This is a genomic window from Haloarchaeobius salinus, from assembly GCF_024464185.1.
In the GTDB taxonomy this organism is placed as follows: Archaea; Halobacteriota; Halobacteria; order Halobacteriales; family Natrialbaceae; genus Haloarchaeobius; species Haloarchaeobius salinus.
Window position 1 is genome coordinate 37,017 of record NZ_JANHAU010000009.1, and the last position, 12,446, is coordinate 49,462.

Genomic DNA, 12,446 nt, shown 5'->3' on the forward strand with positions numbered 1-12,446 from the left:
GTATAGACCAGTTCGTCAATCGTATCGAAGAACTCGATCGGCTGCAGGCCCTCTATACAGCGGTCACGGCAGAGTACCACGGGTCACCTGACCCGTGGGTGAATGCCAACAAACCACTAAATTTAACTCATCTTACGACAAACTATACGTAATGCAAGACTTAGGGCTAACTCAAACCCTCTCGTTTGGACTCACCGTCCGAGAAGGTGAACCTAAGAACTTGCACGACGCCAACCTCGAAGCCCGACGAATCCGCAACGAAACCAACCGACTCGACAACGAACACTGGGGGTGGAATGACATCCAAGACACAGTGGTCGAGAACGCTAACCTCGTCAAAAACACGACGCAGCTCCTTGTCCAGAAAGCACTCGGAGAAATCGAGACGTACCACGAGCACAAACACGACGAGTGGGGACGCCCATATCCGTACATCGACGAACCGTACCCACTCCGAATGAACCACGACGAAGGCTACGCCCTCACCGTGGACGACGATGAAAACGTCCGGTTCCGCGTGAGTTACAAACCGTACAACTACGTCAAAGGTACGCTTCGGGGGAGTCCCGACCACCTCGAACGAGTCAAGAACGCGCTCTCATCTGAAACGTGGAGGGTCGGCGTGGCCGAGCTCGTGTACAAACACGACGAGTGGAGACTCCACGTTTCAGTCACGCACAAAACACGCACCGTATCGTCCCCAGACGACGCTGACACCGTGGTTGGAGTCGACATCAATGAAGACTGTGTGGCGCTCGCCGCGATGAATCGAGACACTGGTGACGTACTCGACTCAATCATTTTCGAGTACCCGGACATCAAGCGTGTTCGCCACGAGTATTTCACGAAGCGCAAGCGGATGCAGAAAGTCGGGCAAGCAGCGTTCGAGAACGTGGTTCGCTCGGAGGAACAAGACTTCGTTCACGACCAAATCCACAAAGTATCGCGCGACGTAACTCGATGGGTTTCGCAATTCAACGACCCGGTAATTGTCTTTGAAGACCTCAAAGACATGCGAGACTCCATCGATTACGGAACGCGGATGAACCGCCGCTTACACAGCCTACCGTTCGCCGCTCTTCGGACGATGACTTCGTACAAAGCCGCGTGGGACGGCATCCCGAGCGGTGACGTGGACCCTGAGTACACGAGTCAACGGTGTCCGCGAACGAGTTGTCTGCATACGGCGCGGTCGAACCGTCGGCGGAAGCGGTTCAAGTGTACAGAGTGCGGGTTTCAAGACCATGCGGACCGGAAGGCGGCGGTTTGTGTGGCGCAAGAATGGTTTACTGACCACGATGAGAATGTGCCGTCTCTCGATATGCTTTCGAGCGTTCGGAAGGTGAGACGGACGGCATCGGGCCTGTGTGAAGAGGCCGACGCTCACGGACCAGTTTTTGGTTCGGGTGTTCACCGACACGGAACGTCGGCGCAAGGCGAGAGCCAAGCGCGAGCGGAATTAAAGACCGTTGCGTCTACGGCGGATTAGACACGGACGCCCCGCGTCACCTGACGCGGGGTACTTCACGCAGACTACCAGCTCACGCAGATGCCGAGCCAGTGGTGGTACAAGGGCCGGGAGGTAGACGTCGTCGCACCAACTGACGAGTCAACGCTGATTGCCGGCGAGGTGAAATTCACCAGCGACCCCCTCGGCTACGACGTGCTTTCGAATCTGGAAGACGACGTGGAACACATCGACTGGACACCCACCACAGGTGGTGAGCCGACGTATGAATTCGCCTTGTTCAGCCGCTCTGGGTTCAAGCGCTCGGTCGAGGAAGCTGCAGACGAGCGCAGTGACCTCCGTCTCTTCGGCCTCTCCGATGTCGTGGCTGTTCTCGAGAGTGGAACGACCCAGTGACCTCCTCCACGTCCTGAAAGACGGTGGAGTCGACCATGGGATTCAGACAATCAGTGACCTTCGGTTCAACCCGAACTCAGAGGGCACCGATGGCACACCGGAGGAACTCTCGTTTGTCTCCCTCGGGGGGCTGTAGCCGGGGGAATCAGTCGACGAGGTACTGCTGGCGAAGCTGAGCGACATACCCTGCATCCCAGCTCTTAGTTTCGACGTAGTAGCTGAGTGCAGCCGCAACGTATTCTGTGGGAAGGATTCGGTGGGTAGCGAGTGTACAGAGAACGTACGGCGTCGTAAAGAGCGTATTCCGGTCGTCGAGGGCAAGGGCAACGAAGAGGTAGTTCGTCGTGCTGAACTCGTCGGTGATGAACAGGTCCGCCGCCAGTTCGTTGGCCAGCCAGATACCCTCGGATTCGCCACGGTCGAGCCCGTATCCGAGTGGATCGTCGTGACGCTCGTCGACATCGTGCGTGGTCAGGTGCTGTGTGGCTTGTAAGACGAGATCGGCGGCTGCAGACAGGAGATCACCGTTCCCTGTCGCCTCGCCGAGCTCTCCGAGAACGCTCGCAGGTATGTGGACGTCGTACGCGGTGAGAAGTGCTTTGAGCGGGTCTGCTCCGGTAGGGGCCTTCGGTCGGCCGTCGACGACTGGTGTTGCGAGGTTCAACAGAACGTTGGTGTCGACGACAGCGCGCGCCTTCTCCGACATCGTCAGGCGTTCGACTCCTCATCCCTCCATTCAGGAACGTCACCGTCGTAGAAGGCCTCATCGCTCGGAGGACCGTCACCGAGACGAGGCTCGGCCGGTGTTCGGTCGATTGAGGACCGGAGAAGCTTCATTCGCATCGCTTCCTCGCGGCCAAGGATTGCTTCGACGGTCTCGTAGTCGACCCGACCCTGATAGTAGGCGTCGCCGAGACGGCGACGGAACTCTGTGTCGTTCGCGAGTTCCTCGAGTTCGTCTTCGAGGGCATCAATGAGCAGACGTGTCCGTGAGATATCGAGGATTTCGACGACGCTATCGGCGCGCTCGACGAGCGATTTCGGGGCGTTGAAATCGACTCGTGTTTTCTCTTCGGCCATCATCTATGTGTAGGACCTACACATAATAAACTTCGTGGGTGGTCAGTAGTGCACGTCGGCCGGGACGATCCACAGTTCGCTCGTATCCAGCACGCGCTCCAAGTGGCCGGGGTCACGAATCCCGTCCCCATGTCGGTCGTAGAGGTACAGTGAGGGGCCCCGGTACGCGCCGAGGTTGTAGCAGGCATGACGGATCAGGTTCCGGTCGCGCATCACGTCCTCGGTGCTGTACTCACAGATGGACTCCCGGATCTTCTCGAGGTTACGTTCGAACTCGGCGACGGTCGCGGTCCAGCCGCGTTCGAGGAGCGCTTGGCCCTCGGTCGAATTGACGCGAGCTGCAACCGGCAGGTCGCCCCATCGGTCTCGACCGGCCGTCGCGTGGCCGTCCATGTCGAACGTGACGTAGTAGTCGAAGACAGCCGCGTCGTGTGGCGTCGCGCCGACGAGTCGGTCGAACGTCATCCTCGCTTCCGCGAGCGCGCTGTCTTCGGTCGGTGCCTCGACGAGTGCATAGATTAGCTGGTGCATTGTCGAACCTCGCCAGCACGCCATCGACTCACAGAATCGATCGGTCGCGCTGGCACCCGCTGCCAGCGCCACAAACTGGCTGCGGTCGCTCAGGTCAACCTGTGAGGGGGACATTCAGTCCCAGAACGACTTGATTCGTTCATCCAACGACGACAAAACAATCGAGAGCACGTCTCGCCAGTCCCGAGGGAACGCTGTATCCTCACCGGGCGTCTTCGCATTCGGTGGTGGGTGGAAATGCTCGCGGTCGTTGTGGTCGTTCGGATGCCGGTCCCACCGACACTCCCAGGCCTTGTCCTCGTGGTACTGCTCTGTGTAGTGGATACTGAAATCGTCTGTCTCGAACCACCGAATACGAAGCGATGCATGCTCGACACCGGCTGGGAAATACCCAGACTCGAAAGTCGCAACGACCGCATTCGGTGCATACTCTGGGCGATATTCGACACGAGAGAATCGCTCGCTTCCACGCAACCGTCGACCGATTCGTTCTAGCACAGACGCATCGAGACCACCGACGCCGGCTGACTCTTCCTCAGGCATTCACGCTCCCCGCACGTCCGCTCGGTAGGTCGTCACGGCGAGCAGCATCCAGCAGTGCCGCGCGTTTCTCGAGCGTCTTCCAGTCAGACACTGCCTCCCAGATTTCCTCGACCGAACTGTCGCGGCTCGCATCAACCAACGACACCTCATCGGGAGAGTCCACATCGAAGCGATTCCGGTGCGCCTCGACTGCGTCGAGCGTCTCTTTCAGTCGCTCGACGATTTCACTCTCCGAGAGTTCCTGACGAATCTGCTCGACTCTGCGCCACTCCAGGTACGAATCGTTTCGCTCGTACTGAACTGGCCGCCCCGACAGTTCGCGCACGACTCCCATCTCGGTGAACCACTCCAGGTAATCGCGTGCTGTCTCCGTGTCACAGTCCGCCCGGTCAGCAATGGCCGACACCTTCGTCGGCTCGCGGACTTGCATCACGACATCGAGCATCCGCTCTCTAATCGACCCGCCTTTCAGGAGTTCTTCCGGAGGCTCCAACTTGCTGAAGTCAGGCGGTTCTCCGTCCGCTTCGGGCATCTCTTCGGGCGTGTCGGTCAGGTCCATACACATATCTACGCGTTTTCCTGTGATATATCTATTGTAAACTGAATTATTTCGGTAATACTGTTCTCTCACGATGGTGGCGTTTCTCGCCACATCCGTTCCGACAATTGAATCGGGATCCGTCGTTCAGTCGGGCAACGACTCGTTTTCGAACCCCTGCTCCCCGTCGCGGAAGCACGGCCAGCACGGGACACTATCCGGAAGCTCGCTGCAGTCACAGTCGTCCCCGTCACCGGGCTCAGAATCTGGGTCTTCGACCGGCACCAGACCGCCGTCGGTCGCAACGGCATTCCGCTGTGCAGCACCGAGAACTGGACCTCGAATCGCGACGGCGACGCGGTGTTTGCACGCGCCGTCGAAGCGCTCGTCTGCTGGGCAGCTACACGAAGCTGGGAGCCCGTCGACGACCCGCACCAGGTAGCGATGCTCGCTCGGGTCGGCGTGGCTGCAGTTGGTCACGAGCACGCCCTCCGGGATGAGTGCGAACTCGAAGGCCTCGTACTCGGCGCGCCGACGCACGCGCTTGCTGAACTCCAGTCTCGTCAGTGGATGCGTTTCGTTGGTGGGAATCAGTACTCACCTCATCCCACAGGTGAGCATAAACGAGTGCGAAACGAGTGTTTCAGTCGTCCGCAGTGTACGCCCCACTCCGGTGCTCGATTCGGTGTACTTCCAGAACCTGATCTTGACGATTGAGTACACACGCCAGGCGGTACTGTCCTACACGCAGTTTATCGAAGGGACCACCCGTGAGTGGTTCGAGATAATCCACGGGTTCGCGCCACTCAGATTCAACTACTTCGTCCAGTTTCGATACAATGCGATCCTGTATATGAGAATCCTGTCGGTCGAACTGTGCGGCAGCTTGCGGAGTCATCGACCCACGACTGAAGTCGTGGGCTTGTCCGTGGACTCCCGGTCTGACGACGAATTGTCGTAGGCGGTGTAATCGCCGTTCCCGTTCACCATCCCGGACTTGAGGGCGAGATGACCGTCGCCCACCCCAGAGGGGCGTTTGCCCTCTGGTAAAGTTAGCAACTTCAGGCCGATGTTCTTCGCGGCGTTGTAATCACCATCAACCTCGTACCCACAGTCGTTGCACTCGAACCAACCCGTTTTCAAGTCACGGTTCGTGCTGGATTGATGCCCGCACTTCGAACAGGTCTGACTCGTAAACGCAGGCGGAATATCCTCGACGCGAATCCCGTACTCGGCGGCCTTGTACGCGAGCATTTCTTGAAGTTCGCGGAACGCCCAGTTGTGCATCTGACGCTTCACTTGGTCGTTCCGATTATCCATCCGCTCGCGGATGTGGGTCAGGCGTTCGACGGCGATGTACGAGCAGTCGTGGGCGTCGGCTTCCTCCACGATACGTCTAGAAATGGTGTGCAGGCGGTTCAGCACAAAGCGGTTTTCTCGCCCCGACAGTCGCCGGAGTACCTGCTTTGCGGAGCGAGTGCCTTTGTGCTGAAGGCTTCGACGCACGCGGAAGTAGTGGTTCTGTCCCCACAACAGTTCGCCACCATCGTAGAACGACCCTGTACTGGTCACGGCAACGTTCTTCAGGTTCAAATCCACGCCCAGTACCTTGTCACCGCCACGTTCCTCGACCTCTTTCTTGATGACGATATGGAGGTAGAACGCGCCCTCGTCCTCGCGGTAGTGGAGCGTTCCCATCCGCTTCTCGTAGTCGTCATCATCGAGGTACGACTTCTGGTAGTCACCGAGATCGTAGTCAACGGCGACCCGACCGTTGATGGTCGAGAGTGTTGCCGACCTGTCCTTGATCGTCAACGTCCGCTTGTCGTACACTGCGGATGGTTCGTTGAATCGTGGGAGTGGTCGGCTGTTGCCCTTCTTCCAGTCTGCAACGGTGGATTTCATCGCTTCCACGGCTTTGGAGTAGGCGCGAACACAGAGGTTCGCGGGAAGGTCTGTCTCGTCTCGCAAGTCGTGGTACACCTTATCGTGTATGGTGGATTTGTTGAGGATGAGGTAGCCGTCGTCGTTCCTACCGTTCTGGACGGTGTAGTTGCAGGCGTGGTTGAACTGTTCGATCGTCTGATGGAGGTCGTTCTCACGGTCGTCTGGAGCCGAGAGTTTGACCGGAATGGTTCGTTTGACCTCCATCTGTAACCTCACATACGGGACGTTGTTTTATGAGTTCTACGACTGACGTGGGGGAGTCGGATTGCTATCGCTCGTGGTTGGTCGCTTGGATTGTCGGATTCCTCCCACGGCTAAAGCCGTGGGCTTCCTCCTTGCATCTGTGTGAACTTCCATGTCCACGTGTCGCCTTCACCTGTCATTCGCGTCTTCGTCCATCATCGCCATGATTTCTTCGCGCGAGATCAGCTCGGACTCTCCCGTTCGAAGTCCGTGTTCACTAGTCGCAATCTGTTTCCAGCCCTCCCTAGAGAAGTCAGGATTCTTTACCGCGTCTCGGGCGATGTGACGAAGGAACTCGCTCCGGGAGTTGAATCCCTGTTCCTTCCACGTTGCATCGATATCTTCGAGGAAAGATCGAGTGAGGCGGATGTTAATCTGCACCGTCTCGGGATCGTTGTCCCCCGCGCCAGTGTCAGCGTCGGACATGATATACAGATGCTTTACAGACGTGTATCAATAAGCGCTTCGCACAGGTAGCAGTTTCATTCAATCTTCCGCTGTTCTGTGGTAGCGAGAAGCCTACTACGCAAGTTGTGCGCTGAATTCTCTCGTGCAGCACCGAGAACCGGGCCAAGAATCGCCACCGCAACATGGTGCTTGCACGCTCAAAAAAACGCTCACTCGGCGAGTGCTCCGAGCCGCTCACGGTGGTTCCGAACAGTCGCAGTCGACGTACCTGCCGCTGCTGCGACCTCCTGCTGGGTCAGCCACTGCGAGCGTTGGCCAGCCTTGTACAGGCAGGCTGCAGCGAACCCGGAGGGCTGGACGCCGTTGGTCACACCCGCACGCTCGGCTTCGCGAGCGAGTTCAAGCGCACGCTGGTGGAGCCTGTCGGGGACGTCCAGGTCAGATGCGAGTCGGGGAACGAACTCGCTGGGAGTCATGGGTTGCGTCGGGAGACTCAGTTCGACGTTGAGTGTCTTGTACGACCCCTGAACCCGATCTTGCTCGACGCGGGCGACACTGGAAACCTCGGCGAGTGTTCGGGGAAGCCCGTTACATCGCGCCACGGCGTAGACACTGGCCGCTGCGACCCCCTCGATGGACCGACCGCGCAACAGGCTCTCCGACTGTGCGGTGCGGAACAGCGAACACGTCTGGTCACGGATCGAGTCCCCGAGTCCCAGCGCGCCGACGATACGACGAATCTCGGTGAAGCCGTGCATGAGATTCCGGTCGGCCTTGGTCTCGTACCGTCCACGCGAGTGCTCACGACGGAGTCGGTGGAGCTGCCGTCGCTTCCGGTTGGAGAGCCCGTTCCCATTGCTGTCGGTGCCGTACCCGATCGTGGTCGAGAGCCCACGGTCGTGGTGTGCCGCCGTCAGCGGGGCACCCGACCGCCGACGCGTGTCCTCGTCGTGTGACCGCCATTCTGGACCCCGGTCGAGCCGCCGTTCCCTGACGATGAGTCCGCAGTCCTCACAGGCAAACTCGTTCGAATCGGCCGTGATGCGGCCATCGCACTCCGGACAGGTGTTCGCGTGCTGGTCGAGCGGGACGTCTTCGTCGAACGTTCGTGGATAGATGTCGCTAACTGGCATTTTCTGTCGTCCTCCGGGAGCGTCGCCGACTCGACGACACCCCTCACCCGTCAGGGGTCGATAAACTGCGTTGCGAGTGCGGCCCTGAGAGAGACTGGGGGAGCCCAGAGGTCATTATCGTAGTAATCATTATCTGGATAATGACCTTCGTCGGTAGTATTGCAGACAGACTCGACGACAACTAGTCTCTATTCGATCTCACAGATATCGACGAACTGCTCTGGATACCGTCGCAGGAGCACTGGTACGACGAACACAGAAACGAAATGCCATCGAGAATCTGCTACAATCTATCGAGCAACGACAGAGTACGGCCGACGCAGCTGTTTGCCTTCTCCCTTCGTTCGTCGCTACTCTGACCGAGGAGTTCGAGCACGTCTGTCCCTGCGTCAGTGCCGAGACTGAGACCGAGTAGACCGACGAATTCGCAGTCTACACTGTCATTTAGAGGTCTGCTACGTCGTCTACGTATCCCTCGTCAAGCTGCTGTTTCAGCACGCGGAAGTTGGCCGTCTCCTCGGCTCCGACGAGCGCTTTGAGCTGGTCGAAGGAGATTTCGTCATCGTAGTATGCAGCTGCAATGTCTTGCGTGAGCGCATCATCCTTCGTGGTTTCCTTCAGGTACTCACTGAGCGCAGTTACAAGGATGTCAGTCCGATCCTCACCAAAGGCAGCGGCGAGCGCGTCCGTCCGGTCGATCAACCGATTCGGAGCTCGAAACTGGACACGCTTCATATCGGCCTCACTATGCATCACATGGGGGTCAACGAACTTGTTGGTTTCGTGGATACAACGTGGGCCAGTCCTCGATACCCGAGAGCAGTAGCAGTCATGACACAGTTTCGACCGCGCTGATGATCTCTCGAGCCGTCCCAACAATGCGCTCTAATCGCTCCTGGATCGTCTCCGCCGGCTCACCGTCCCACGCGGCGACGTACAGCGCGCTCCGTGACGCATCGAGGCCGAAGTACTGCGAGACGACGAAGGCCGTGCTCTCGGCCTCGACCTCGCGCTTCTCGCGCTCGTCGGCGTCGTTGACGTCGAAATGGAGCAACGCGTGTGCGTACTCGTGAGCCAGGACGCTTGCGACCTGCGCGTCGTTGTCGTCGTCTCGGACTTCGACGAGCAGCGAGCAGTCGTACGTACTCCGCTCGGTACAGACGCCCGCTGCACTCCCATGCGACCACTCCTCGGGAGATACGAGGTTCACACGAACGCCGAGTTCGGGTGCGGCGTCAACTAATGCATCCAGAAGTTCACCTTCGCTTCCGTCCCCACGCGCCTCCGTATCGAGTTCGGGCAGTGGCTCGTCCTCGGTCTGGGAGACGTCGAACACGGGAACTGGCTTGAACCCGACCAGCCCCCTGTCCCATTCGTCGGGCGGCGTCTCGTCGTACTCACAGTCGCTCTTCTCGTGGTACGACGGCGAGTTCCCACAGCCCGGGCATCGTTTCGCGATGATGGGTGCCCAGATCCAGATGGCCGACTCGCCCTTCGAGACGTATCTGTCGAACTCGTTCCGCCACGTGTTGTAGCCCGCAATTTTCGTCGCCTCTGGGCACTGGTGTTTGATCAGCAGGGTGTTCCGGTACGAGTAATCGTGGAACCGCGACTGGACGTCCAGCCACTCCTGGAGTTCTGCGCTCGCGCTGGCTTCGTCCGAGAGCTCGGCGAACTGCTCGACCCACGCTTCGAGCGAGTCGTGCATCTCGTCGCGACGGGTGTCCGAGTCGTCGAACTGCGTTCTGCTCGTCTGGGACTGGTCGGTCTCGGTACAATCGGTCTGGGTTCTCTCGCAGGACATCGAAACTCTCCGGGGGAGTACTCTGGTCTCCCCCACCCGACAGGGGAGTCATAAACGGGCTCGGTAGCGAAGGGCCCGAATGACAGCAGGTGCCCGGAGCTATGCGAGGTGGGAGTCCACGAATCCAGTTGTGCTCCGGCCGAGCCGTCTTCGCGAACTATGTCAGTATGACAACTTTTTTGTGGGCGACCTGAGACCCGATTGTCATGAAAGGTGGTTGGGTATGTCCCTGACCGACGCACACAGACCGACGAATCGACGCGAGCGGTACCGGTTGATGGCGAACGCTGCGAGCCGACCGTTTGCGGTCGGCGCTGTGGCCGTTCCACTGGTACTCCCCGTTCTGGGGTATCTCTCCGGTGACGTTCGGGTCATGTTCACGGTTCACCTCTTCCTCGGGGCGTTCTGGTTCGGTACTGCAGTCCTTGGCGCGGTCGTCCTCGGTCCTGTGATGGGGAGTCTCTCCGAGCAGGCGAACGCCGAGTTCGCCGAGGGGTTCGTCCCGAAGATGAACCTCCTGATGGAGCCAGTCTCGGTCGGCGTGATCGGCTCCGGAATCGGTCTCGCAAGCATGATGGGGCTCTGGGCGTCGCCGACGCCAACCCTGTGGGCTGCGCTCGCGCTCGCTATCGCGCTGCTCGTCCTCGGGTTCGGGCCACTCCATACGTTCACGGCCGGGATGTTCGACGAGATAGCCGCCGCGGAGACCGACCACGAGCGACTCGCCGCCTTGAACAAGAAGTACGGCATGTTGAGTCTGGTCGAACTCGTCCTCATGATCGCCATCGTCGCCACGATGTCCGGCCTTCGGTGGGGGTTCTGAATCGGGTGACCGTCGTTGAACAGTCGCGGAACCGAGTTGGACACCGTGTCGGATTCGACCTGAACGAACCAACCTGCGATGACAGAACACGAGACTGCCGAAACCGGTGAACAGCACAGTCCCTCAAACACGGGGTCTTCCCCAGCGCTCTCCCGTCGAGCCGCCCTCATGACCGCAGTGTCGGGGATTGTCGGGATGAGCGCTGGTGTGGCTGGCTCTTCTGACCGAGCCGAAGCGTCTGGACCGGGAGAGCCACTCTGGGCCGCTGACGTGGGGAGAGCGTTCGAGAGTTCTCCCACGATCGTCGAAGGGACGGTCTACATCGGTGGATTCCAGAATCATTTCGACCGCCTCGATGATCTCCTGTGCGGTGTCCACGATACGCTGTAAGCGGTTCTGAATCGTCTCGGCTGGATCGCCATCCCAGGCGGCGACGTAGAACGCGCTGTTCGAGGCATCGAGCCCGAAGTGCTGCGACACCACGTAGGCAGTGCTCTCGGCTTCGACCTCGCGCTTCACCTGTTCATTCGCGTCGTCGACGTCGAAGTGAAGCAGGGCGTGGGCGTACTCGTGAGCGAGCACACTGGCCACCTGGGCATCGTTCTCGACATCTTCGACCTCGACGAGCAACGAGCAGTCGTACGTGCTGCGCTCGGTGCAGACGCCAGCGGCGTCGCCATGGGTCCACTCTTCGGGTAGGATGAGGTTCACACGGACTCCCAGCTCCGGTGCAGCCTCGAGGAGCGCTCGAGTATCTCGTCTTCACTGCCATCGCCGTGAGCGGCTGTATCGAGCTCCGGAAGCGGCTCGCCCTCGGTCTGAGAGATGTCGAACACGGGCACGGGTTTGAACCCGACCAGTCCCTCGCTCCATTCTTCGGGTGGGGTGTCATCGTACTCACAGTCGGTCTTCTCGTGGTAGGAGGGAGCGTTGCCGAACTCAGGACACTTCGTGGTGATGATCGGCGCCCAGATCCAGACGGCCGACTCGCCCTCTGTGACGTGTCTGTCGAACTCGGTTCGCCACGTATTGTAGCCCGCGACCCGTGTCGCTACCGGACACTGGCACTTGATCAGGAGCGTGTTCCGGTAGGAGTAGTCGTGGAACCTCGACTGGACGTCCAGCCACTCCTGGAGTTCCGTGCTCGCTCTCGCCTCGTCGGAGACTTCGGCGAACTGTTCGACCCACGCTTCGAGCGACTCGTGCATCTCGTCGCGACGAGTATCCGAGTCGTCGAACTCGATTCTTGATTTTGATTCGTCAGTCTCGGTGCTATCGGTCTGAGGTGTCTCGCAGGACATCGAGGATCTCCGAGGGATATCTTGCTCTCCCTCACCGGATAGGGGAGCCACAAACTGGCCCGCCAAAGAAGGTTCAGGGAGTACGTCGCCACTATTTCGGGCTGAATGTAGGATTGTCGAATGAGCAGGTCCTGGTGAGGAGTGTCCATGCAACTCACTGACCTGCTTGGAGAATCGTTAGATATAGAGAATCAGGATGTTTTGGATTTGCAGGACAAACGTTCGCAGACT

Annotated in this window: 14 protein-coding genes and 2 pseudogenes; 3 read left to right on the top strand and 13 right to left on the bottom strand. The window is 59.2% G+C overall.

Annotated elements, in window-relative coordinates:
* Nucleotides 1-151 precede the first annotated feature (151 nt).
* Both NO345_RS19270 and NO345_RS19275 read left to right on the top strand, forming a co-directional pair.
* The gene (locus tag NO345_RS19270) at nucleotides 152-1,489 is read left to right on the top strand and encodes an RNA-guided endonuclease TnpB family protein (RefSeq protein ID WP_256302002.1); all 1,338 of its coding nucleotides are present in this window, start codon (nucleotides 152-154) and stop codon (nucleotides 1,487-1,489) included.
* A 33-nt stretch (nucleotides 1,490-1,522) separates the two neighbouring features.
* Nucleotides 1,523-1,864, top strand: a pseudogene (locus NO345_RS19275) (DUF234 domain-containing protein); the annotation flags it as partial.
* A gap of 145 nt (nucleotides 1,865-2,009) precedes the next feature.
* Here the strand turns inward: NO345_RS19275 and NO345_RS19280 are convergent.
* The 12 genes from NO345_RS19280 to NO345_RS19335 form a co-directional block, all read right to left on the bottom strand.
* The gene (locus tag NO345_RS19280; RefSeq protein WP_256302006.1) at nucleotides 2,010-2,570 is read right to left on the bottom strand and encodes a hypothetical protein; all 561 of its coding nucleotides are present in this window, start codon (nucleotides 2,568-2,570) and stop codon (nucleotides 2,010-2,012) included.
* Between the two features lie 2 nt (nucleotides 2,571-2,572).
* Nucleotides 2,573-2,944: a hypothetical protein gene (locus NO345_RS19285; RefSeq protein WP_256302008.1), complete on the bottom strand. Its 372-nt coding sequence runs from the start codon at nucleotides 2,942-2,944 to the stop codon at nucleotides 2,573-2,575.
* A gap of 42 nt (nucleotides 2,945-2,986) precedes the next feature.
* Nucleotides 2,987-3,475 (bottom strand): DUF7995 family protein, encoded by a 489-nt coding sequence (locus tag NO345_RS19290; RefSeq protein ID WP_256302010.1) that lies wholly within the window; start codon nucleotides 3,473-3,475, stop codon nucleotides 2,987-2,989.
* Between the two features lie 114 nt (nucleotides 3,476-3,589).
* Nucleotides 3,590-4,018: a toxin-antitoxin system TumE family protein gene (locus NO345_RS19295; RefSeq protein ID WP_256302012.1), complete on the bottom strand. Its 429-nt coding sequence runs from the start codon at nucleotides 4,016-4,018 to the stop codon at nucleotides 3,590-3,592.
* Nucleotides 4,011-4,577 (bottom strand): DUF7342 family protein, encoded by a 567-nt coding sequence (locus NO345_RS19300; RefSeq protein WP_256302014.1) that lies wholly within the window; start codon nucleotides 4,575-4,577, stop codon nucleotides 4,011-4,013. Before NO345_RS19300 ends, NO345_RS19295 begins: the two co-directional genes overlap by 8 nt.
* 126 nt (nucleotides 4,578-4,703) lie before the next feature.
* Nucleotides 4,704-5,096, bottom strand: a complete 393-nt coding sequence (locus tag NO345_RS19305) for an SWIM zinc finger family protein (protein ID WP_256302016.1) — start codon at nucleotides 5,094-5,096, stop codon at nucleotides 4,704-4,706.
* A gap of 103 nt (nucleotides 5,097-5,199) precedes the next feature.
* Nucleotides 5,200-5,454, bottom strand: coding sequence for a type II toxin-antitoxin system RelE family toxin (locus tag NO345_RS19310; RefSeq protein ID WP_256302018.1), 255 nt, complete (start codon nucleotides 5,452-5,454; stop codon nucleotides 5,200-5,202).
* A complete protein-coding gene (locus NO345_RS19315; protein ID WP_256302020.1) occupies nucleotides 5,451-6,707 on the bottom strand; it encodes an RNA-guided endonuclease InsQ/TnpB family protein in 1,257 nt (418 codons plus the stop codon). The genes NO345_RS19310 and NO345_RS19315 overlap by 4 nt, the downstream gene beginning before the upstream one ends.
* 168 nt (nucleotides 6,708-6,875) lie before the next feature.
* Nucleotides 6,876-7,172, bottom strand: a complete 297-nt coding sequence (locus NO345_RS19320) for a ribbon-helix-helix domain-containing protein (RefSeq protein WP_256302022.1) — start codon at nucleotides 7,170-7,172, stop codon at nucleotides 6,876-6,878.
* A 191-nt stretch (nucleotides 7,173-7,363) separates the two neighbouring features.
* Nucleotides 7,364-8,287, bottom strand: coding sequence for a transcription initiation factor IIB (locus NO345_RS19325; RefSeq protein ID WP_256302024.1), 924 nt, complete (start codon nucleotides 8,285-8,287; stop codon nucleotides 7,364-7,366).
* A 444-nt stretch (nucleotides 8,288-8,731) separates the two neighbouring features.
* On the bottom strand, nucleotides 8,732-9,040 hold the full coding sequence (locus NO345_RS19330; RefSeq protein ID WP_368407902.1) for a hypothetical protein: 309 nt from the start codon (nucleotides 9,038-9,040) through the stop codon (nucleotides 8,732-8,734).
* Between the two features lie 76 nt (nucleotides 9,041-9,116).
* The gene (locus NO345_RS19335; RefSeq protein WP_438266783.1) at nucleotides 9,117-10,091 is read right to left on the bottom strand and encodes an ImmA/IrrE family metallo-endopeptidase; all 975 of its coding nucleotides are present in this window, start codon (nucleotides 10,089-10,091) and stop codon (nucleotides 9,117-9,119) included.
* A 277-nt stretch (nucleotides 10,092-10,368) separates the two neighbouring features.
* Between NO345_RS19335 and NO345_RS19340 the strand changes: the two genes are divergently transcribed.
* Nucleotides 10,369-10,914, top strand: coding sequence for a hypothetical protein (locus NO345_RS19340; protein WP_256302028.1), 546 nt, complete (start codon nucleotides 10,369-10,371; stop codon nucleotides 10,912-10,914).
* A 342-nt stretch (nucleotides 10,915-11,256) separates the two neighbouring features.
* Here the strand turns inward: NO345_RS19340 and NO345_RS19345 are convergent.
* Nucleotides 11,257-12,215: pseudogene (locus NO345_RS19345) on the bottom strand (DUF955 domain-containing protein); the annotation flags it as partial.
* Nucleotides 12,216-12,446 lie beyond the last annotated feature (231 nt).

Excerpts from the sequence above, each read along its gene's own strand:
- NO345_RS19295 (WP_256302012.1), bottom strand. The coding sequence starts at position 4,018 with ATGCCTGAGGAAGAGTCAGCCGGCGTCGGTGGTCTCGATGCGTCTGTG.
- NO345_RS19270 (WP_256302002.1), top strand. The coding sequence starts at position 152 with ATGCAAGACTTAGGGCTAACTCAAACCCTCTCGTTTGGACTCACCGTC.
- NO345_RS19290 (WP_256302010.1), bottom strand. The coding sequence starts at position 3,475 with ATGCACCAGCTAATCTATGCACTCGTCGAGGCACCGACCGAAGACAGC.
- NO345_RS19280 (WP_256302006.1), bottom strand. The coding sequence starts at position 2,570 with ATGTCGGAGAAGGCGCGCGCTGTCGTCGACACCAACGTTCTGTTGAAC.
- NO345_RS19300 (WP_256302014.1), bottom strand. The coding sequence starts at position 4,577 with ATGGACCTGACCGACACGCCCGAAGAGATGCCCGAAGCGGACGGAGAA.
- NO345_RS19325 (WP_256302024.1), bottom strand. The coding sequence starts at position 8,287 with ATGCCAGTTAGCGACATCTATCCACGAACGTTCGACGAAGACGTCCCG.
- NO345_RS19340 (WP_256302028.1), top strand. The coding sequence starts at position 10,369 with ATGGCGAACGCTGCGAGCCGACCGTTTGCGGTCGGCGCTGTGGCCGTT.
- NO345_RS19285 (WP_256302008.1), bottom strand. The coding sequence starts at position 2,944 with ATGGCCGAAGAGAAAACACGAGTCGATTTCAACGCCCCGAAATCGCTC.
- NO345_RS19310 (WP_256302018.1), bottom strand. The coding sequence starts at position 5,454 with ATGACTCCGCAAGCTGCCGCACAGTTCGACCGACAGGATTCTCATATA.
- NO345_RS19320 (WP_256302022.1), bottom strand. The coding sequence starts at position 7,172 with ATGTCCGACGCTGACACTGGCGCGGGGGACAACGATCCCGAGACGGTG.
- NO345_RS19315 (WP_256302020.1), bottom strand. The coding sequence starts at position 6,707 with ATGGAGGTCAAACGAACCATTCCGGTCAAACTCTCGGCTCCAGACGAC.
- NO345_RS19330 (WP_368407902.1), bottom strand. The coding sequence starts at position 9,040 with ATGCATAGTGAGGCCGATATGAAGCGTGTCCAGTTTCGAGCTCCGAAT.
- NO345_RS19335 (WP_438266783.1), bottom strand. The coding sequence starts at position 10,091 with ATGTCCTGCGAGAGAACCCAGACCGATTGTACCGAGACCGACCAGTCC.